Source organism: Intrasporangium calvum DSM 43043 (genome assembly GCF_000184685.1).
Taxonomy (GTDB): domain Bacteria; phylum Actinomycetota; class Actinomycetes; order Actinomycetales; family Dermatophilaceae; genus Intrasporangium; species Intrasporangium calvum.
In genome coordinates this window covers 388,196-409,034 of sequence record NC_014830.1, presented here as the reverse complement: position 1 = coordinate 409,034, position 20,839 = coordinate 388,196, and the positions used below count along the sequence as shown (strand labels likewise).

Here is a 20,839-nt window from a genome sequence, read left to right as displayed (position 1 = left end):
CGGACCACCATGACCTTCGAGACACGCCTCAACGACGAGCTGATCGCGAAGTACACCGATGGCGGGTTCTGGGTGAACCGCCTCATCACCGACTACCTCGACGAGTGGGCCGAGCGCACACCGGACAAGGTGGCCTTCATCGACTCCCGTCGTCAAGTCACCTACGCGGAGCTCCGCGCCGAGGTCGACCGCTGCGCGCTCGGGCTTCTCGAGCTGGGCATCGAGCCGGGTGACGTCGTGTCGTTCCAGCTGCCCAACTGGATCGATTGGGTGGTCCTGCACTACGCCTGCACGCGGATCGGCGCGATCAGCAACCCCCTCATCCCGATCTACCGGGAGCGAGAGGTCGCGTTCATGGTCGGGCTGGCCGGCTCGAAGCTCATCGTCGTCCCGCGCGAGTTCAGGGGCTTCGACCACGTCTCGCTGGTGGAGTCGCTCAAGCCCGACTGGCCGGCCCTCGACCACATCCTGGTCGTCGGCGGCCCCGAGGCGCCCGCCTCCTGGGAGGTGTTCATGTCGACGCCATGGGAGGAGCGGCGCGACCCCGCCGAGTTGGCCGCGCTGCGGCCCGACCCCAACGACGTGACGCTGCTCATCTTCACCTCCGGGACCACCGGTGAGCCCAAGGGCGTCATGCACTCGCACAACACCGTCGTCGCTGCCAACAACCCCCTTCCAGAGCGCCTCGGCATCTCCACCGAGAGCGTCATCCACATGGCTTCGACGCTGGCCCACCTGACCGGATTCCTTTACGGCGCAAGGCTGCCCGTGCAGAACGGCGCCACGGGCATTCTCCAGGACATCTGGGACCCCAAGGAGTTCATCGGCCTCGTCGAGCGACACGGCATCACCTACACGTCGGCCGCGACGCCGTTCCTGCACGACGTCCTGTCCGTGCCGGACGTCAACCAGCACCCGATGAGCACGCTGTCGCGGTTCTGCTGCATGGGCGCCCCGATCCCCCGCGCCCTGGTGAGGCGGGCCAAGGAGCTCCTCCCGAGCATGGCGGTGCTCGGCGGCTGGGGCCAGACCGAGAACGCCCTCGTCACCCTCGGCATCCCGGGCGACCCCGAGGAGAAGGTCGTCGAGACCGACGGCTACCCCTGGCCCGGCATGCAGATCCGGACCGTCGACTTCGACGGCGTGCCGGTACCCGCGGGCACGGAGGGCCGCCTCCAGGTCCAGGGACCGTTCCTCTTCGTCGGCTACGCGAACCGGATGAAGATGACGCAGGACAGCTTCGAGGGGGACTGGTTCGACACCGGCGACCTCGCGATCATCGACGAGGACGGCTACGTCAAGCTGTCCGGCCGCACCAAGGACGTCATCATCCGCGGTGGTGAGAACATCCCGGTCGCCTACGTGGAGAACGCCCTGTACGAGGACCCGCGGATCGAGTCCGTCGCCATCGTCGGCCTGCCCGACCCGCGGCTCCAGGAGCGCGCGGCTGCGGTGGTCACGCTCACCCCGGGCTCGACGCTGAGCTTCGAGGAGATGCAGGTCCTCCTCAAGGAGAAGGGGATCGCCAAGCAGTACTGGCCCGAGCGGCTGGAGGTCATCGATGCCCTGCCCCGCACCGCGAGCGGCAAGATCCAGAAGTTCCAGCTCCGTGACCGCTTCGGGGAGACGTCGTGAGCACCGCCTATCTCGTCGCGGGTGTCCGCACCCCCATTGGCAGGTATGCCGGTGGGCTGGCTCCCGTGCGCACCGATGACCTCGCTGCCCACGCCGTCTCTTCGCTCGTCGACCGCTTCCCGGCCATCGACTGGGGCCGCGTCGACGACGTCATCCTCGGCTGCGCGAACCAGGCGGGGGAGGACAACCGCAACGTCGCTCGCATGGCCGGGCTGCTCGCAGGACTTCCCGTCCAGGTGCCTGGCCTGACCGTCAACCGACTCTGCGCTTCTGGTCTGGACGCCGTCGGAGCCGCCGCACGAGCGATTCGGGCCGGTGACGCCGACCTCGTCATCGCCGGCGGGGTCGAGAGCATGACGAGGGCCCCACTGGTCATGCCGAAGCCCGACTCGGCATGGTCGCGCCGGGCCGAGGTACACGACACGACGATCGGCTGGCGGTTCGTCAACCCGCGCATGGATGAGCGCTACGGCACCGACTCCATGCCGGGCACCGCACAGATCGTCGCCGACGAGTACGACATCTCCCGCGAGGACCAGGACGCGTTTGCGCTGCGGTCCCAGGAGAGGGCGGCGAAAGCGATCGCCTCCGGTCGGCTGGCGCGCGAGATCGTTCCCGTCGAGATCCAGGGCCGCAAGGGTGCCGTCAGCGTCGTGGACACCGACGAGCACCCCCGGACCACGTCGCTCGAGGCCCTCGCCAACCTGCGGCCGATCTTCCCCGGCGGCAGCGTCACCGCAGGCAACGCGTCGGGGGTCAATGACGGAGCAGCAGCGCTCCTCGTCGCGTCCGAGGCGGCGGTGTCGCGCTACGGACTCACGCCGCTGGCCCGGATCACCACCTCGCTCTCGGTCGGGGTCGAGCCGCGCGTGATGGGAATGGGACCCGACCCCGCGGTCAAGGCCCTGCTGGCTCGGACCGGGCTGGAGGTCGGGGACATCGACCTCTTCGAGCTCAACGAGGCATTCGCCTCGCAGTCGCTCGCCGTGCTCCGCGCGCTCGGCCTCCCGGACGACGCGGAGCACGTCAACCCCAACGGTGGCGCCATCGCCCTCGGACACCCCCTCGGAATGAGTGGTGCCCGGCTGGCGCTCACGGCGGCTGTGGAGCTCGCCGACCGGGGCGTACGTCGGGCCCTCGCCACCATGTGTGTCGGGGTCGGCCAGGGCGGCGCCCTCCTGCTGGAGGCGGTGTGAGCATGGAGTCACAGAACCCAGCCACGCGGGTAGTCGGGAGCACGGGGGGCGGAGCAACCCCTGGGTCGGCATACGCCAGCCTCGAGACGCTCCTCACGGAGGTGACCGACGGCGTCCTGCTCGTCACCTTCAACCGCCCCGACGTGCGGAATGCGATCAACCGCCAGGTCCAGCACGACCTTCGGACCGTACTCGACCAGGCCAGGGGTGACGACGACGTCCACAGCGTCGTCCTCACCGGCGCCGGTGAGAAGGCCTTCATCGCCGGCGCCGACATCTCCCAGGTCGCCGGCTACACGAAGGCCACAGCCCTCGACTCCGACCTCCAGCGCCTCTTCGACCTCGTCGAGGACTTCCCGAAGCCCACGATCGCTGCGGTAAACGGATACGCACTGGGGGGCGGGTGCGAGGTCGCCATGGCCTGCGACATCCGAATCGCTTCGCAGACAGCGCGTTTCGGGCTCCCCGAGACGGCGCTCTCAGTGCTTCCGGGCGCTGGCGGCACCCAGCGGCTCGCGAGACTCGTCGGCACCGGCCGCGCCATCGAGCTCATCCTCACCGGGCGCATGGTCGACGCCGACGAGGCCCTGCGGATCGGGCTCGTCACGCAGGTCGCACCCGGAGAGCAGCTACTGGACGCCGCTCGGGCAGTCGCCGCCACCATCGCGGCCCGTGGACCGCTCGCCACCCGTCTGGCCAAGCTCGTCATCCGGGCCGGCATGGACGCCGACCAACGCACCGGGCAGGTCGTCGAACGGCTCGCCCAGGCGGTCCTCTACGAGAGCGACGACAAGCGCGAGGGCACGGACGCGTTCCTGTCCAAGCGCCCTGCCGCCTTCCACGGCCGCTGACCACGGCCAGACCCGATCCCTTCGCAGTCATCAGGAGACCCCCTCATGGACCTGTCCCTCAACGAGGACCAGCTCGGCTTCAAGGCGCTGGCGCGCGAGTTCCTGGACAAGGAGGTCGTCCCCCACCGGGCCGAGTGGGACCGCCGCGAGTCCGTCGACACGGCGATCATCCCCAGGCTCGGCGAGATCGGCTTCTTCGGCCTGACGATCCCCGAGGAGTACGGCGGGCTCGGCGGCGACTACATCACCTACTGCATCGGCATGGAGGAGCTCGGCCGTGCCGACTCCTCGGTCCGCGGGATCGTCTCCGTCTCCATGGGCCTGGTGGGCAAGGTGATCCTGTCGCACGGCACCGAGGAGCAGAAGCACCAGTACCTTCCCGGCATCGCCAACGGCACGCTCCTCGGCTGCTTCGGACTCACCGAGCCGGACAACGGCTCGGACCCGGGCAACCTCAAGACCCGAGCGCGGCGCGACGGCTCGGACTACGTCATCAACGGGCAGAAGATCTTCATCACCAACGGCACCTGGGCGGACGTCTGCCTCGTCTTCGCCCGCACCGGCGGCGACGGCCCCAAGGGCGTCTCGGCGTTCCTCGTGCCGACCGACTCGCCCGGCTTCGAGGCGCGGGAGATCCACGGGAAGCTCGGCCTCCGCGGCCAGGCGACCGCCGAGATCTTCCTCACCGACGTCCGCGTGCCCGAGTCCGCCCGCTTGGGTGCTGAGGGTGAGGGCTTCAAGATCGCGATGCACTCGCTCGACAAGGGGCGCGTGTCCGTCGGCGCGGGCTGCACCGGCATCATCCAGGGCTGCCTCGAGGAAGTCGTGAAGTACACGACCGAGCGCAAGCAGTTCGGCCGCCCCATCGCGTCCTTCCAGCTGATCCAGGAGATCATCGCCGAGATCTCGGTCGACGTGGACGCCGCCCGCCTGCTCACCTGGCGCGCAGCCGACCTCATCGAACGGGGCGAACCCTTCGGCGTCGAAGCCTCCAAGGCGAAGTACTTCGCGTCAGAGGCTGCCGTGCGGGCGGCCAACGGCGCCCTGCAGGCCTTCGGTGGCTACGGCTACGTCGACGAGTACCCCATCCAGAAGTACATGCGCGACGCCCGGGTCATGACGCTCTACGAAGGCACCAGCCAGATTCAGAAGCTGCTCATCGGGCGAGCCGAGACGGGAATCAGCGCCTTTCTCTGAGGGACGACAAGCCCTTCCGTATGCCGCTGAGCGCGCTCCCAGGGTCACCTGACCTCGGGAGCGCGCTGAGCGGCATACGGCACAGGGCGAGCCGTCCGTGGAGGAAGGTGACCGGCGTGAGCAGCGGAGGGTGCCGGCAGCGCGACTACGTCACTGACCCGCCCCGCGGGTCAGTGGTACCCACTGACTCAGCTGGCGGGTCAGTGGTACCCACTGACTCAGCTGGCAGGTCAGTGACGTAGTGCGTCAGGTCAGCTGACCGGGGCTGCCGCGACGGCGTCCAGGGCCCTGGTGATCCGTGCCTTCGCGTCCGCCGCGACGTCCGCCAGCGCCGCACCGGAAGCGATCTGGGTCATGAAGTCGGGGTTCATCGCCTGGACGACGGTGCGGCCCGCTTCATCGACGCGGACGACGACGTTGCACGGCAGGAAGACCCCGATCGACGGCTCGGCCTGGATGGCCGCGTGCGCCAGCGGCGGGCGGCAGGCTCCGAGGATGACCTGCGGCGGAAGGTCTGCGCCGATCTTGGCCTTGAGGGTCCCGGCGAGGTCGATCTCCGAGAGGATGCCGAAGCCCTCCTCGGAGAGCCGCTCGCGCGTGGCCTGGAGGGCCGCCTCGAAGGGGAGGCCTGTCGTGACGGTGATCGCGTGGTCCATCGCTGTGCTCCTCGTGCTCGGTTGGTTGGGGTGCGCCACAGATGGTGGCATCGACCCCAGTCTGGTCCGCGGTCGGGTCAGGCGTCAGCCTTTGCGCTCTGCGCTTCGACCTGGCGCCGGACGTCCTCCATGTCGAGGTCACGGACGGCCTGGACGACCTGTTCGAGGGCAGCGGCGGGCAGCGCCCCGGGCTGGCTGAAGACGAGGATGCCGTCGCGGAAGGCCATCAGGGTCGGGATGGAGGTGATCCGCGCCGCGGCGGCGAGCTGCTGCTCGGCTTCGGTGTCGACCTTGCCGAAGGTGATGTCGGCATGGGTCTCCGATGCGGCCTCATAGACGGGCGCGAACATGCGGCACGGCCCGCACCACGAGGCCCAGAAGTCGACGAGGACGATGCCCTCTGCGGAGACGACGGACTCGAAGTCGGCGTAGGTCAGGTTTCGGGTGCTCATGGATGGGTTCCTTCAGGGTGTGTGGCAGCGCCAACTGGCGCGCCCCGGTTGGCGTGGTCTACAGTGCTTCCAACATACCCCCTGGGGTATCTATTTCCGTTCACATAGACTGATGAGTCACACAGACCTCGAGGAGGACATGACATGTGCCGACCCGCCAACTGCAGGACCTGCGGCAAGACCACCTGGGCCGGTTGCGGCCAGCACGTCGACCAGGTGATGCGCCACGTGCCCCAGGCACAGCGGTGTGGGGGCCACGCGAAGGAGTCGTCCGGTTCCTCCGGTGGCGTCTTCGGCCGGCTCTTCGGCCGAGGCTGACCCTCGCCGACCCCGCCTCTCACGTCCCGCTGTCCCAGCCGGACGTGAGGCCCGAGGGGCCGAGCGCGTACCCCCCTGACGCGCTCGGCCCCCCTTTGCGCTCAGCCCACCTCGACTCGCAGGTCGACGGGGACGCCGTTCGCCATGACGTCGTAGACGGCGGACCGCTGTCGGGACTGCTCCACGATCTCGCGGAGCACCGCCTCGGGGGCATCACCCTTGACCTGGAACGTCACTGTCACGTGCTGGAAGCCGTTGCGGACGTCCTGCAGGCCGAGGATGCCGTTGAGGTCGATGTCTCCGCGCACCGTCGACCGGACCTCGGTCAGGGTGACCTTCCGCGCTGACGCGATGTTGGCGATCCCGGCGGTGATGCAGGCGGCGATCGCGTGAAGCAGGAGCTCGACGGGTGTCGGCCCGCGGTCCCTCCCGACGAGGACGGCCGGGTGGTCGGCATCGAAGGTGAACACCCGCTCGTGCGTTCGTTCCTCCCCGACGCCGAAGAAGTCGTGGATCCGGGACAGGCTGTGCGTCCCGTCGATCCACTCGTTGTGTGCCCGGAACTGGAAATGCGCCGCGGCAGGCGTCTCCCTGACGGCGTCGAGGGTGGCGAAGAGCGTCGGCGTGTCGACGCCGTTGCGGTGTGCGGTCTCAGTGGACATGGGTAGCTGCTTCCTTCATCTCGGGTGATGGGTGGTTTGGTGCTCCGACCGGGAGCGGGCGGTCGTACAGCTCCTCGGCGAGCTCGTCGATCTCGACGGCTAGGCGACGTTGGAGCTCGATGAACGTCGACTGGTCGGGGAAGGCGGCCAGCGCGACGGTGGTCTCGAAGATCGGCAGGGACATCCGGTCACGGTGGCCCTCGTAGTCGGCGAGGGCCTCGGCCTCCTGCGAAGGACAGCGGAGACTCGCCTCGATCGCTGCCGCTGCCAGTTCCGCCTGGCACAGGGCGTCGCTGATCCCGTGACCGGTGATGGCGTCGCGGTGGTAGCCGGCGTCGCCGACGAGCGACCAGCCCGGTCCGTGCGCCCGACGGAAGTGGTTCGGCATCCGGAGCATTCCGCGCACCGGACCCTGCTGCGAACCTGGCCCGAGGCGGTCGGCGAGGTCGGGGAGCCGGTCCCGAAGCAGGTGAGCCAAGGCGGCGTCCGCGCCGCCACGGGTCGGATGGCCGTGGCCTCCGCGGCGACCATTCCGGTAGCGCCGTGCGACGGCCTCCGGCGTGATGGCCCACACACACGCCTCGCCGCCGTGGGTCGGGAAGACACCCGCGAACACGCCGTCACCGAGGTGGTACTCGACGGCGTCCCAGGCGCCCGCGAAGTAGGCGTACTGACACGCTCCGAAGGCCGGTCGCACGACCGTGGGCTGCGCCCCCAGACACCGGGCCACCCGGGAGCTCAACCCGTCGGCCCCGACGACGTGCGCCGCCCGCACCTCGACGGGCCCACGTTCATCGTGCCCGTGGACCCCGATGGCCCTGCCGGTCGCGTCGGTGAGCACCACGTCGACCGAGAACCCCTCGTGCAGCCGGGCCCCGGCCGCGAGTGCCGTTCGCTGCAGGACGTCGTCGAGGGCGTAGCGGCGCGGGGCCAGCACGAAGTCGGTCCCGTAGCGGTCCTTGATGTCGCGCTGCACGCTGCCAAGTCGGCTGGCGAACTCCACCCGGCGCAGCGGCGGCGCTCCCTCCTCCACGAGCTGCTGGAGAACGCCGAGCCGCGAGAGCAGGACCATCCCGGACCGCGCGATGACGTGGGTCGAGACCGTGTCGCTCGGGAACGCCCCCCGGTCGAGCATGAGGACGTCGTGGCCGGCCCGGGCGAGGTGCGTGGCCGTCGCGGCACCGGCCACGCGGGCCCCCACGACGACGACGTCGGCGGTGACCGTCCGGGGCTCCTTCCCGGCCTCCGCACCTGCTCGTCTGATGTTCACGGTGGTTCCTCTCGATCGGCTCGAGGGAAACCATCCGCCGGATGGGCCCGAAGGTCTCGGACTAGCGGTGGACTTCTGCTGGACGGCTCGTGGACTCGTCCTCGGCGAGGAAGGCGTCGATCTCCCGCAAGAGGTGCCGCCACGCGGGCTCGTCCGCCTGGAGCAGGTGGTTGCGGGTGTCGAGCGGCACGAGCCGACTCCCCCGGATCCGGGCCGCGAGCTCCCGGCCCTGGCTGAACGGGATCCGCACCTCGTGGCGGCCGTGCAGGATCAGGGTGGGGACCGAGACCTTCGTCGCCGACTCGCGGACGTCCATGGCGATGGAGACGTTGTTGAGCCGCAGGGCGTTCTCGGCTGAGGTCGTGCGCCGCATCAGGGCGGCGAAGTCGCTCCACATCTGCGGCGGGGCGTCCGGCATGAAGGTGGACGAGAAGTAGAGCCGGAACGACGGGTCGTCGCGCCCCCAGCCCAGCTGCATGAGCTCGCCCTGCATCTGGGCCTCGCGCAGCTCCGCCGCGGTGCCGGCCCGGACGAGGCGGCCGGTGGCGAACGCACCGATGAGGATGAGACGGCTGACCCGCTCCGGGTGGCGGACGGCGTACTCGATCGCGACGGGTCCCCCCTGCGAGAGCCCCATGAGCGGGAACCGCTCGAGCCCGAGCTCGTCGACGACGGTCTCGAGGTCGCGGACGAACGACTCGAAGGAGATGTCCTCCGGGTCGTGGTCAGACAGTCCGCAGCCGCGCTCGTCGTACCGGATGAACGTCCGCCCGCGCGAGAGGCCCTCCATCCAGTGGCGCCACACAGGGCTGTGCCACTCGTAGTCGAGGTGGGTGATCCAGTGCGCTGCGCGAACCAGCGGCGGACCCTCCCCGACCGTTGCGTAGGCGATCCGGACACCGTCGCTCGCCTCACAGAAGCGGATGTGCTGCTCCCTGCGGAGCGGCGGGTCGGGAGGGATGTCCGGTCCGTCACCCGGCCCGATCCCCTCCGTCTCGACCTCGGCGATCCAGCGGTACCCCCGGCCGTGGACGGTCTGGATCACTCGCTGGAGCGCTCCGTCGTCCCCGACGACGCGCCGGGCCGTCTTGATCCGGCTCGTCAGGGTCGACTCGGTCACGAACCGGTTGCCCCACACCGCATCGAGCAGCTCGGTCTTCGGCACGACCCGCTCCCGGTGGCGGACCAGGTGGGAGAGGACGTCGAAGACCTGCGGCTGCACGTGCACCGGCTCGCCGCCGCGCTCCAGGAGGAACCGGTCGGTGTCGAGAACCACGTCCCCGAACGTGAACCGCATCTGCCGATCATCCCACCGGGCCCCACGCAGGGGACGGCTTCGGCTGGGAAGCCGGCCCAGCGGCATACGGCATGAGCGTGAGAACTGTGGAAGCTTGCCCGCCTCAGGGGACGGGCCAGCTTCCACGCTCACATCTGCTCGGGCGACTCCAAGCCGAGGAGGTCGAGACCGGTCACCATGGTCCGCAGCACGAGCGCACTGAGCGTCAGCCGCGACTCGCGGAGCTCGGGCGTCTCGGCCTTGAGGACGGGGCAGTTCTCGTAGAAGGCCGAGAACGCCTGGGCCAGCTCGAAGAGGTAGCCGCAGAGCCGGTGCGGCTCGTACTCCGCCCCCACCTCGGTGACGACGTCCCCGAAGCCGAGCAGCTGTTGACCCAGGGCCCGCTCGTGCGGCGTCCCCAGGGTGATCGGCGCGTGCTGGGTGAGCGGGTCGAGACCCGCCTGGCGGAAGATCGACCGCACCCGCGCGACGACGTACTGGAGGTACGGGCCGGTGTTGCCGGTGAGCGACACCATCCGGTCGAGGTCGAAGACGTACTCGCTGTTGTGGGCGACCGAGAGGTCGGCGTACTTCACGGCGCCGATGCCGACCTGCCGCGCGATCGTCGCCCGCTCCTCCTCGGACAGGTCGGGCCGCGTCTCGTCGATGAGTCCCCGCGCCTTGGCGACGGCCTCGTCGAGCAGCGCCATGAGCCGCAGCGACGAGCCGGAACGGGTCTTGAGGATCTTGCGGTCCTCGCCGAGGACGTTGCCGATCTGGATGTGCACCGGGGTCACGTCGTCGGGCAGCCAGCCGGCGAGCCGTGCGGTGTCCCACACCATGTTGAGGTGCAGGGCCTGCGGGGCGCCGATGACATACAGCACCCGGTGTGCTCCGAGGTCGCCGACCCGGTACTTGATCGTCGCGAGATCCGTTGTGGGGTAACCATATCCGCCATCGGACTTGCGAATGATGAGCGGCACCGGCTTGCCCTCGCGCCCGGTGTAGCCGTCGAGGAAGACGCACAGCGCACCATCCGAGACGGTCGCCAGGCCCTTGGCCTCGAGCTCGCCGCAGACGTCGGCGAGCAGGTGGTTGTAGGTCGACTCGCCGGCGAGGTTCTCGTCGCCGAGGGTGACCCCGAGCGCCTGGTAGACCTTGTTGAAGTAGACCTTCGACATCCCGACGAGCCGGTGCCAGTGCTCGAGCGTCTCGGGGTCGCCGGCCTGGAGCTTGACGACCCGCGCGCGGGCCCGGATGTCGAAGTCGCCTGCGCTGCCGTCGGGGTCGGCCTGCTCGGCGGCGTCGAACTTGGCCCGGGCCGCCTGGTAGAAGGCGTTGGGGTCGGTGACGAGCAGCTCCGCCTCGGGTGAGTCCTCCCCCACCTCGAGGAGGTGCTCGATGAGCATGCCGAAGGGCGTGCCCCAGTCGCCGATGTGGTTCTGCCGGATGACGTGGTGGCCGAGGTGCTCGAGGGTCCGGGCGAGCGAGTCGCCCACGATGGTCGTGCGGAGGTGGCCGACGTGCATCTCCTTGGCGACGTTGGGCGCGGAGTAGTCGATGGGGATGTTCTGCGGCTCCTCGACGGGCACGCCGAGCCGGTCGTCCTGGTCGACGTCGGCGAGGAGGGACGCGAGCCAGGCGTCGCTGAACGTGATGTTGACGAAGCCCGGCCCGCTCACCTCGACCTTCTCGGCGACACCGTCGAGGTCGAGGGCGGCGACGATCCTCGCGGCCACGTCGCGGGGTGCCGCGCCGACCTTCTTGCCGAGGGCAAGGGCGGCGTTGACCTGCACGTCGGCGAACTGCGACGGGCGCAGCACCGGGTCCGCCTCGCGGAAGTCGTCACCGAGGGCGGCGGCGATCGCGGACTGGACCTTCGGGGTGAGCGCGACGAGCGGGGAGACCATGCCCGCCAGTCTATTTGTGGCTGACGTGTCCCTGTGCCGCCATTCCGTGAGGCCCGGGCACCGCCGTGTCGTATGCCGCTGGGCTCGCTCCCAGCTGCGCGTTCGGGTCCACGACCATGAAGTTGAGCATCATCCCGGCGTCCTCGTGCTCCAGCTTGTGGCAGTGCATGAGGTACCGACCCCGATGACCGCCGTCGAAGCGGATGCGGACGGTGACCGTCTCGCGGTCGTGGAGGAGCACCGTGTCCTTCCACCCGGCCTCCCACTCGAAGAGCTTGCGCCGGCCCCCCGTCCGCGAGACCACCTGGAACGACGCGCCGTGGATGTGAACCGGGTGGGGCGCGTTGCCGTTCGTGCGGAAGACCCACTCCTCCACAGTGTTCTCTGGCACCTCGAAGGAGATGCGGTCCATGTCGTAGACGAGGCCGTTGATCCGCGTCATCCCGTCGAAGGAGAACGTGCGCCTCGTGACATCGGCCGGCGCGACCAACGTCGGAATATCGACGCAAAGCGCATCGCCATCCGCTGGAATCCGGCCGACGGAGGTGGGTGCATTGAGGGCACCCGTCCCGGTGAGCCGCAGCAGGGTCCAGCCGCTGTTGGTGTCGACGAGGTTCACCGTCTCCCCGGCGCCGATCCCGGTGCAGTCCACGAGGACGTCGACCCGTTCGCCCGGGCTGAGCTCCATGGCGAGCACGTCCACGGCCGTCGGCAGCAGACCGCCGTCGTTGCCGATGAGGCGGAAGGATGCTCCTGAGGAGAGCGTCAGGTTGAAGAGTCTCGAGTTCGAGCCGATGAGGATGCGGAACCGGTACCAGGTCCGGTCGACCTCGAGCTGGGCGTCCCGGGTCCCGTTGACGAGGGCGATGCTGCCGGTGAAGCCGGACGCCTTGCCGTTGTAGCTGAGGTTGCCGGCCTTGTCGACGTTGGCGTCGCGGATGACGAGCGGCACCTCGTAGGGATCGGAGGGCAGGTTGAGCGCATCCTCGACGTCGTCGCGGATGATGAAGCCGCCGGCCAGTCCGTAGGCGACCTGGCTCGCCGTGGCCAGGTGGGGGTGTGGGTGGTACCAGCTCATGCCCGCGCGTTGGTTGACGGTGAACTGGTACAAGTAGGAGCTCTTGGGCACAATCGCGTCGTGCGGCTGTCCGTCCGCGGCGGTCGGGACGATGAGCCCGTGCCAGTGCACCGTGGTCGGGGCGTCGAGGCCGTTGGTGAAGGGAACGGAGACCAACTGGCCCTTGGGCACGACGAAGGTCGGCCCGGGCAGGTGACCGTTGTAGAGCAGAGCCATGCCCATCGACCCCCCACCGAGGTCGGTGAGGCCCGGCGCCGCTGTGAGCTCAGTGGTCGCGTGGGCGGGCAGTGGGATGAAGAGCTTGTTCAGTGAACCCTTGACCGGCGGGGCAGCCGCGGACACCATCGACCGCGCGGCGCCGAGCCCGCCGAGGGCGATCAGGCCCCCCGCGCCGACTGCGCCCTGCAGGAGCAGGCGTCTGTTCACACCCGGCCGTGCACCGTCCTTGGCTCCCATGTCCCGACTCCTTCGTGTCGGTCCCCCAGCCACGCATCCCTCAGGGGACGTTCGATGTATGCCTCCAGTGGACGCAACGAGCGTATGGCTTCAGCGGAAGATTCGCTGAAGATCTGGTCAAGCCCGCGGCATCGAAAGAGCGATCGTCCCGTATTGAATGCTCGGACGGGCGCACGAATCGCTCTTTCGATCCGCATGGGCCGAACCGCTCTTTCGATTCAGGGGGTGCTGAGGTCGGCCGCGGCGAGGACCTGGGCCCAGGTGATGCGCTTGAGCTCCGGGGTGTCGCCCAGCGGCAGGCCGGCGAGCGCGCGCCGACGCTCGTCGCCGCGCAGCTCGTCGCCGAACCGGTCGACGAAGACGAGCATCCGGGGCCGGGCCACCCCACCGAGGTTGTCGCGGACCGTCTCGTTGAGGTCCCGGGCGACGGCCGAGAGGTCCTGGGCGGCGGCCGTGGCGGGGTCGAGCACCACCGCGGCGGCGAGGTATCGGCCGCCCTGCGTGTCACGCCGCTCGATGACGTCGGCGCGCTGGACGAAAGGATGGTCTAGGAGCGTCTGGCGCACCTCACTGATCGAGACGAGCTGCCCGGACAGCGAGACCACCTCGTCGGTGCGGCCGAGGAACTCGAGGCTGCCCTCGGGCGTCCTGCGGACCCGGTCGCCCGTGGTGTAGAGCCCGGGGCGGGTCGTCCAGTGGTGGTCGGTCGCGGCTGCCACGTCCCCGGCGCCGGGGAGCATCGCGCCGGCCCAGGCCTCGGTGAGCACGAGCTCGCCGGCCTCGCCCTCCGGGACCGGCCGGCCGGTGTCGTCGATGATCTCAGGGGCGACCGACGGCAGCAGGTCCGGGTCCAGGGGTCGGCTGAGGTGGCAGATCCCGCCGAGCTCGACCTGCCCCCATCCGTCCGCGACGGTGATCGGGTGGTGGCCGAGGTCGGAGGCGGCCCAGCTGCGCAGGTCGGGGTCGGACGGCTCGGCGTAGAGCACGACCCGGCGCAGCGACTCGACCCGGCTCGTGTCGGCGAGCGCGGGGGCCCACCCACGCATGGTCCGCAGCACCGAGGGGGTGGTCATCATGGTCGTCACGCGGTGGCGGCGCATGATCTCCCACGCGCGAGCATGGGTCGGCACGTCGAGGGTGCCCTCGTAGAGCACGGTGGTGACGCCCCGGGCAAGCGGTCCGTAGATGCCGTGGGTCTGGACCGCGAGCCAGGACACGTCGCCGGCGCTCCACAGGCGCTGTCCCTCACCGACGCCCCACTCGTGCAGCGCGGCTGCCGTGACGAGGCTGTTGGCGAGGCCGTGGGTGACGACGACCGGGCGGCCGCGCCGGTGCGCCTGGCTGATCAGGTAGATCGGGTGGTCGCTCGGCAGGTCGACGGCCTCGCCGCCGACCCGGCCCACACCGCGAGGGGCGTCCAGCGCGGATCGGTCCACCGCGGCTTCCGCACCGCGGTGGCCCCTGGCGGATCGTCGCCCGCGGGTCCGGTCTGCCGCCACGAGGTCGTGGTACCACCGGTCCCCTTCGTACCAGGCGACGTCCATGCCGGTCCGCCGCACCACGATGGTGTGCTCGATGCCGGCGACGGCGGTGAGCGCCTCGTCGGCCCGGACCTTGAGCGGCAGCACCGTGCCGTGCCGCCAGGCGCCGTCCTGGGTGAAGAGCACGGAGGCGCCAAGGCTCTCGAGGCGGTCGGCGAGGGCCTCCGCGGGAAGAGGGGCCGGCAGGACGGCGTGGACGGCCCCGATCCGCGCGCAGGCGAGCATCGCGACGGCCGCCTCGGGCACGAGGCCGAGGTGGAGAGCGACGACGTCCCCGGACCTGACCCCGATCGAGCGCAGGCCCTTGGCGAGGCTCGAGACCTCGTCGAGCAGCTCTGCGTAGGTGATGACCCTGCGGTCCCCCGGCTCGCCCTCCCAGCTGATGGCGACTCGGTCGGGATCGACTGCCGCGTGGCGGTCGACACAGGTGACCGACGCGTTGAGGCGGCCGCCCGGGAACCAGACCGGCCGACCGTCCCTCGTCTCGCACACCGAGCGGAACGGCGTCGACCACCCGACGAGCTCGGCGGCCCGCCGCCAGGCAGCCTCGTCGCACCTCAGGACGGCGTCAGGCATGACCCAGGGTCCTCACGGCGGCAGCACCGGCGCGCGCCAGGTGCCCGGCGACGGCCTCGACGTCCTCGCGAGAGGTCCCCGGCGCGACCGTGGCGGCCAGCGTGGCGAGGGCGGTGCCCTGTCCCCCGAGCAGGGGCACGGCCACGTGGCCCGGCGGACCGAGGGGGTTCCCCTCGACCAGGAGCCAGGGGGCCGAGGCCCAGGCCTCCCGCGACGCCTCGGCGCGGGCTCGGTCGGACTCGGGGCACAGCTCGAGCATCGTCTTCCACTCGTCGTCGCCGGCGCGGGCCCCGAGGAGCCGTCCGGTGGCGGTCGTCAAGGGGTTGCGGACACTGTGCGGCTCGCGGTAGAGCCCGGCGTCCGGCCCGTCGACCCGGTCGATGGTGACGACGGCCGAGCGCACGAGGGTCTGCACGACGACCGTCGCGCGGACGAGATCGCGCAGCTGCGCGAGGTAGGGAGCGAGCGCACCGAGGATGGGCAGCCGGGCGAGGTAGCGGTGCGACAGCCGGACCAGCTCGGGCCCGAGGCTGTAGCGCGAGGACCTCGGGTCCTGCTCGACGAGGTCGGCGAGGACGAGGGAGCGCAGCAGCCGGTGGACCGTCGGCACCGACATCCCGGAGCGGTCCGCGAGGTCGGTCAGCTGCTGGTAGGCCGGTCCCTCGCCGAGGAGCTCGAGGAGGGTTACGGCGTTGCGGACCGTGCCGAGGCTGCCCCTCGAGTCGCGGTCCCCGACCTCCGTAGGCGGCACGCGTGTCCTCTTTCCTCGTGCTGGCTCGCTCCCGGGCGGCACCCGGATCCGGAATCAGACTGTAACTGCGTGGATAACAATTTCACAAGCAGCCCTTGCACTTTCAGATAGTGGAAACCTATTCTCAGCGGGTCCCCAGCCAACGAAGGAGAGGACCCCGCGTGACCACCGGTCTCACCAGGGCGTACCAGCACTCGCTGAACTCCTCGGCCGTCCCGTCCGGCCAACCCGCACTCGAGGTCAAGGACATCGGCCTCCGGTTCGGCGGCGTCCACGCCCTCGCCGACGTCGGCTTCACCGTCACGCAGGGGCACATCCACGCCGTCATCGGCCCCAACGGTGCGGGCAAGTCGAGCCTGCTCAACTGCGTCAGCGGGCTCTACCACCCCCAGCACGGGAGCATCGTCCTCCACACCGGAGTCGAGGGCACCTCGCACGAGCTGACCAAGCTCCCGCCCTACAAGATCGCCCGGCTCGGCGTGGCCCGGTCCTTCCAGAACATCGAGCTCTTCTCCGGGCTCACCGTCCTCGAGAACCTCATGCTCGGCCGGCACATCCACATGAGCAAGAGCGTCCTCGCCTCCCTCGTCTGGCTCGGGCCCGCGCGCCGCCAGGAGATCGCCCACCGCGCGCTCGTCGAGGAGGTCATCGACCTGCTCTCGCTCCAGCCCTTCCGGCACAAGTCAGTGGGGTCGCTCGCCTACGGCATCCAGAAACGCGTCGAGCTCGGCCGGGCCCTGTGCCTCCAGCCCGCACTGCTCCTCCTCGACGAGCCGATGGCCGGCATGAACGCCGAGGAGAAGGAGGACATGGCCCGCTACATCCTCGACGTCCACGAGCTCGCCGGCGTCACCGTCATCCTCATCGAGCACGACATGGCCGTCGTCATGGACATCTCCAACCGGGTCAGCGTCCTCGACTTCGGCCGGCTCATCGCCGACGGCACCCCGGACGAGGTCAAGGCCAACCCCAAGGTCGTCGAGGCCTACCTCGGGGCGGAGGAGCACTGATGAGCACCGAGAAGACGCCGTATGCCGCTGACCTCGCTCCCAGCGAACCCAGCGGCTCGCGCGGGGCGAGCCCAGCGGCATACGGAACTGCTTCCGGGGACACCTTCCCCCGCCTCCTCGCCGGGCTCGCCGCCCAGCGCCCGAACGACACGGCCCTGCAGGAGAAGCGCTACGGTATCTGGCAGCCGCTGACCTGGGCCCAGTACAACAAGCGGGTCCGCGACTTCGCCCACGGACTCGCCGCCCTCGGCGTGGAGCGCGGCCAGATCGTCGCCGTGCTCGGCGACAACCGTCCAGAGTGGCTCATCGCCGAGCTCGCGGCCCAGAGCCTGGGCGCCTCGGTGGTCGGGGTCTACCCCACCAGCATCGGCGAGGAGCTGCACCACATCCTCACGCACTCCCGCGCGCGGGTCGTCATCGCAGAGGACCAGGAGCAGGTCGACAAGCTGATCCGGCTGCGCAGCGAGGCCGCCGACCTGCCGATGGAGACCGTCGTCTACTACGACCCGCACGGGCTCGAGGCCTACACCGACGAGTTCCTCACCGACTTCACCGCGGTCGAGGCGCAGGGCCGCGAATGGGGCGACGAGCACCCGGGGTGGCTCGACGAGCAGATCGCCTCAGGTCGACCCGAGGACGTCGCCGTCATCTGCACGACGTCCGGCACCACCTCCCGACCCAAGCTCGCCGAGCTCTCCCACGCCAACCTCCTCGCCATGGCCGAGCACCTCACGACGATCGACCCGATCGGCGCCCGGGACCGCTACGTGTCCTTCCTGCCCTTCGCGTGGATCGGCGAGCAGATGCTGGCCGTCGCGTGCGGCCTCTCCCGTGGGCTCACCCTCTCCTTCCCCGAGGACAGCGCGACCCAGAAGACCGACCTGCGCGAGATCGGTCCCAACGTGATGTTCTCGCCGCCGCGGATCTGGGAGTCGATGCTCTCCGAGGTCCAGGTGCGCATCGACGAGGCCGGCTGGCTCAAGCGCAAGGTCTTCGGCTGGGGCTATGCGATCGGCGACCGGGTCGCCGAGCAGCGGATCCACGGCAAGGCCAAGGCCATCGACCCGCTCTACTGGCTCGCCGACCAGGTCGCCCTCCGGCCGGTCCGCGACCAGCTGGGCCTCGCCCGCATCGACCACGCCTACACCGGCGGCGCCCCGCTCGGACCCGACGTCTTCCGTTTCTTCCACGCGATCGGCGTCAACCTCAAGCAGATCTACGGGCAGACCGAGATCTGCGGCATCGCCGTCGTCCACCGCGACGACGACATCGCCTTCGCGTCCGTGGGCACGCCGATCCCGGGCACCGAGATCCGGATCACCGACGAGGGCGAGATCCTCCTCCGATCGGCGTCGGTCTTCCGCGGCTACCACCGCAACCCCGAGGCCACGGCCGAGGCCGTCGACGCGGACGGCTGGCTCCACACCGGGGACGCCGGGTTCCTGGACGAGCAGGGCCATCTCGTCGTCATCGACCGCGCGAAGGACGTCCTGACGACCAGCGACGGCACCCGCTTCTCCAGCGCCTTCATCGAGAACAAGCTCAAGTTCTCGCCCTACGTCGAGGAGGCCGTCACCTTCCCGACGGACCACGGCATGACGGCGATGATCACCATCGACCCGATGACGACCGGGTCGTGGGCCGAGCACGAGCGCCTCAGCTACACGACGTACACCGACCTCGCCGGCAAGCAGGAGGTCCGCGACCTCATCGCCGAGGAGGTGCTGCGCGCCAACGAGGACCTTCCCGAGAGCATCCGGATCAAGCGGTTCGTCCTGCTCCACAAGCAGTTCGACCCGGACGACGACGAGATCACCCGCACCCGCAAGGTCCGGCGCAACGTCATCGCCGAGCGCTACGCCGACATCATCAACGGCCTGGCCGGCGGCTCGGACGACGTGACCATCCGCAGCCTCGTCACCTACCAGGACGGCAGCCAGGTGGAGCGCAACCTCGTGCTCAAGATCGTCGACATGTCCACCTTCCGCGCTCCCGAAGGCCGGGGGCGCCGACCCGTCTGGAGTGGCCGCCGATGAACACCTTCATCTCGCTCACCATCTACGGCCTGTCCGACGGCGCGCTGCTCGCCCTCGCGGCGCTCGGGTTCGTGCTGATCTACAAGGCGACCCGCGTCATCAACTTCGCCCAGGGCGAGTTCCTCCTCGTCGGCGCCTACATGTTCTACACGGGCTTCGTCGTCATGCGACTGCCGCTCATCTTCGCCGCTGTCTTCGGCGTCCTCGTGGCGATCGTCCTCGGCGTCGTCGTCGAGCGCTTCATCCTGCGACCGCTCATCGGCGAGCACGCCATCAGCGTCATCATGGTCACGATCGGTCTGTCGTCGGTGCTCAAGGCCCTCGTCCAGATCTTCTACGGCACGTCCGTGCGCGAGCAGCCACCGATCCTGCCCACCGGCTCGATCCAGGTCGCCGGCGCCACGGTCCCCGTCAACCGGCTCATCGTCATCGGCATCGCCGTCATCGTGCTGTTCGCCTTCTCGGCGTTCTTCCAACGGTCCCGGCACGGCGTCGCCATGCGGGCCGTGGCCGACGACCAGCAGGCCGCCCTGACGATGGGCATCTCGGTCAAGCGGATCTTCAGCCTGGCGTGGGTCCTCGCGGCCGTCTCGGCTCTCATCGCCGGGGTGCTCCTCGCGGACCTCTCCGCGGTCGAGCAGGGCATCGCCGCGTTCGGCCTCATGGTCTTCCCGGTCGTCATCCTCGGCGGTCTCGACTCCGTGCCCGGCACGGTCGTCGGCGGGCTGGTGATCGGCATGCTCAAGCAGTACGTCTCGGGGTACGCCGATCCCGGCCTCGCCGAGGTGATCCCCTACATCGTGCTGGTGGCCATCCTCGTCGTTCGGCCCTACGGCATCTTCGGCGAGACACGGATCGAGAGGGTCTGACCCATGGCGACTGCCACCGGCATCCACCACCGGACCTACCGGTCCGAGCTGCGGCTGCGACACACGAAGGCGGAGTACTTCCGGCTCGCGCTCATGCTCGTGCTGCTCCTCGCCGCCCCCTACGTCCTCGACAAGTACTGGCTCGGCATCGCCAACGTCATCCTCATCTCGGTCATCGGCGCCGTCGGCCTCAACATCCTCGTCGGCTTCACCGGGCAGATCTCCCTCGGCCAGGGCGGCTTCCTCGCCGTCGGAGCCTTCACCTCCGTCATCATCTCCGACCGGGCGGGCGTGCCGGTGCCGATCAGCATCGCCATCGCGGTCCTCATGACCGCGGCCGTCGGAGCGTTCTTCGGCCTGCCGGCCCTGCGGCTCAAGGGCCTCTACCTCGCGATCGCGACCCTGGCGTCTCAGGAGATCATCATGTTCGTCGTACGCCGCTGGGAGTGGCTGACGGAGGGCAAGGGCTACCTCGAGGTGGAGCGGCTGCACGTCGGCGGGTTCCAGGTCGAGCGACAGATGTTCGAGGTCCAGTGGTACTGGATCCTCCTCGCGCTCGCGACCCTCGCCGTGGTCGTCGCCCGCAACCTCTTCCGGACCACGCTCGGCCGCAGCTTCATGGCCGTGCGCGACCAGGACATCGCGGCCGAGGCCATCGGTGTCAACATCACCCGCGCGAAGGTCACGGCCTTCGCCGTCTCGAGCGGCTTCGTCGGCCTCGCCGGCGCCCTCACCGCGCACTACACCGAGACCGTCACCTGGGAGCGCTTCACCCTCGACGTCTCGGTGCTCTACCTCGCGATGATCATCGTCGGTGGCCTCGGCAGCATCGCCGGCGCCGTCTACGGCGCGATCTTCATGGGCCTGCTCCCGGCCCTGCTCACGGAGCTCGTGGACGTGCTCGGCTCGAGCCTGCCGTCCCTGTCGGACCAGCTCCCGGCCCTCAGGAACGCGGTCTTCGGCATCGCGATCATCGTCTTCCTCCTCGTGGAACCTCGAGGACTCGACCGGATCTGGACCCGGATGAAGGACTACGTCCGGTTCTGGCCGTTCCGCTACTAGCGCGCCCCTCGTCCCACCAGGCCCCACGTCCCACCCC

General features: G+C 69.8%; 18 protein-coding genes. 9 read left to right on the top strand and 9 right to left on the bottom strand.

Features of this window, described 5'->3' with window-relative positions:
- Nucleotides 1-9 precede the first annotated feature (9 nt).
- Genes INTCA_RS01930 through INTCA_RS01915 form a run of 4 tightly spaced genes read left to right on the top strand, consistent with a single transcriptional unit; the run spans nt 10 to nt 4,879 of the window.
- Entirely contained in the window at nt 10-1,635 is a 1,626-nt protein-coding gene (locus INTCA_RS01930; protein ID WP_013491248.1) for an AMP-binding protein, read from the top strand.
- Complete coding sequence (gene pcaF / locus INTCA_RS01925; protein WP_013491247.1) at nt 1,632-2,831, top strand: 3-oxoadipyl-CoA thiolase; 1,200 nt, start codon at nt 1,632-1,634, stop codon at nt 2,829-2,831. The genes INTCA_RS01930 and pcaF overlap by 4 nt, the downstream gene beginning before the upstream one ends.
- A 2-nt stretch (nt 2,832-2,833) precedes the next feature.
- Nucleotides 2,834-3,682, top strand: coding sequence for an enoyl-CoA hydratase/isomerase family protein (locus INTCA_RS01920; RefSeq protein ID WP_013491246.1), 849 nt, complete (start codon nt 2,834-2,836; stop codon nt 3,680-3,682).
- A 45-nt stretch (nt 3,683-3,727) separates the two neighbouring features.
- Nucleotides 3,728-4,879 (top strand): acyl-CoA dehydrogenase family protein, encoded by a 1,152-nt coding sequence (locus INTCA_RS01915; RefSeq protein WP_013491245.1) that lies wholly within the window; start codon nt 3,728-3,730, stop codon nt 4,877-4,879.
- Nucleotides 4,880-5,130: 251 nt separating this feature from the next.
- Here the strand turns inward: INTCA_RS01915 and INTCA_RS01910 are convergent, their stop codons facing one another.
- Nucleotides 5,131-5,535 (bottom strand): DUF302 domain-containing protein, encoded by a 405-nt coding sequence (locus INTCA_RS01910; RefSeq protein WP_013491244.1) that lies wholly within the window; start codon nt 5,533-5,535, stop codon nt 5,131-5,133.
- Nucleotides 5,536-5,612: 77 nt separating this feature from the next.
- Nucleotides 5,613-5,987: a thioredoxin gene (trxA, locus tag INTCA_RS01905; protein WP_013491243.1), complete on the bottom strand. Its 375-nt coding sequence runs from the start codon at nt 5,985-5,987 to the stop codon at nt 5,613-5,615.
- A gap of 144 nt (nt 5,988-6,131) precedes the next feature.
- On the opposite strand from trxA, the gene INTCA_RS19740 reads away from it, so the two are divergent.
- Nucleotides 6,132-6,305 carry a hypothetical protein gene (locus tag INTCA_RS19740; RefSeq protein ID WP_013491242.1) on the top strand — a complete coding sequence of 58 codons (174 nt, stop codon included), beginning with the start codon at nt 6,132-6,134 and terminating at the stop codon, nt 6,303-6,305.
- A gap of 101 nt (nt 6,306-6,406) precedes the next feature.
- On the opposite strand, the gene INTCA_RS01900 is transcribed toward INTCA_RS19740, so the two are convergent.
- The 7 genes from INTCA_RS01900 to INTCA_RS01870 form a co-directional block, all read right to left on the bottom strand.
- Nucleotides 6,407-6,967, bottom strand: a complete 561-nt coding sequence (locus INTCA_RS01900; RefSeq protein ID WP_013491241.1) for an OsmC family protein — start codon at nt 6,965-6,967, stop codon at nt 6,407-6,409.
- A complete protein-coding gene (locus tag INTCA_RS01895) occupies nt 6,957-8,237 on the bottom strand; it encodes an NAD(P)/FAD-dependent oxidoreductase (RefSeq protein ID WP_013491240.1) in 1,281 nt (426 codons plus the stop codon). Before INTCA_RS01895 ends, INTCA_RS01900 begins: the two co-directional genes overlap by 11 nt.
- A gap of 61 nt (nt 8,238-8,298) precedes the next feature.
- Complete coding sequence (locus INTCA_RS01890) at nt 8,299-9,534, bottom strand: alpha/beta hydrolase (RefSeq protein ID WP_013491239.1); 1,236 nt, start codon at nt 9,532-9,534, stop codon at nt 8,299-8,301.
- A gap of 128 nt (nt 9,535-9,662) precedes the next feature.
- Nucleotides 9,663-11,423, bottom strand: a complete 1,761-nt coding sequence (argS, locus tag INTCA_RS01885) for an arginine--tRNA ligase (RefSeq protein WP_013491238.1) — start codon at nt 11,421-11,423, stop codon at nt 9,663-9,665.
- A gap of 10 nt (nt 11,424-11,433) precedes the next feature.
- Nucleotides 11,434-12,957: a multicopper oxidase family protein gene (locus tag INTCA_RS01880; RefSeq protein ID WP_013491237.1), complete on the bottom strand. Its 1,524-nt coding sequence runs from the start codon at nt 12,955-12,957 to the stop codon at nt 11,434-11,436.
- A 218-nt stretch (nt 12,958-13,175) separates the two neighbouring features.
- The gene (locus INTCA_RS01875) at nt 13,176-15,074 is read right to left on the bottom strand and encodes an AMP-binding protein (protein ID WP_013491236.1); all 1,899 of its coding nucleotides are present in this window, start codon (nt 15,072-15,074) and stop codon (nt 13,176-13,178) included.
- Nucleotides 15,067-15,825 (bottom strand): IclR family transcriptional regulator, encoded by a 759-nt coding sequence (locus INTCA_RS01870; RefSeq protein ID WP_013491235.1) that lies wholly within the window; start codon nt 15,823-15,825, stop codon nt 15,067-15,069. Before INTCA_RS01870 ends, INTCA_RS01875 begins: the two co-directional genes overlap by 8 nt.
- Nucleotides 15,826-15,986: 161 nt before the next feature.
- Between INTCA_RS01870 and INTCA_RS01865 the strand changes: the two genes are divergently transcribed.
- From INTCA_RS01865 to INTCA_RS01850, 4 genes are read left to right on the top strand one after another with little or no spacing between them, the layout of a single operon-like run.
- Nucleotides 15,987-16,835, top strand: coding sequence for an ABC transporter ATP-binding protein (locus INTCA_RS01865; RefSeq protein ID WP_013491234.1), 849 nt, complete (start codon nt 15,987-15,989; stop codon nt 16,833-16,835).
- Nucleotides 16,835-18,871: an AMP-binding protein gene (locus INTCA_RS01860; RefSeq protein ID WP_013491233.1), complete on the top strand. Its 2,037-nt coding sequence runs from the start codon at nt 16,835-16,837 to the stop codon at nt 18,869-18,871. Before INTCA_RS01865 ends, INTCA_RS01860 begins: the two co-directional genes overlap by 1 nt.
- Nucleotides 18,868-19,740, top strand: coding sequence for a branched-chain amino acid ABC transporter permease (locus INTCA_RS01855; RefSeq protein ID WP_013491232.1), 873 nt, complete (start codon nt 18,868-18,870; stop codon nt 19,738-19,740). Before INTCA_RS01860 ends, INTCA_RS01855 begins: the two co-directional genes overlap by 4 nt.
- A 3-nt stretch (nt 19,741-19,743) precedes the next feature.
- Nucleotides 19,744-20,802, top strand: a complete 1,059-nt coding sequence (locus tag INTCA_RS01850) for a branched-chain amino acid ABC transporter permease (protein WP_013491231.1) — start codon at nt 19,744-19,746, stop codon at nt 20,800-20,802.
- The last annotated feature ends 37 nt before the right edge of the window (nt 20,803-20,839 follow it).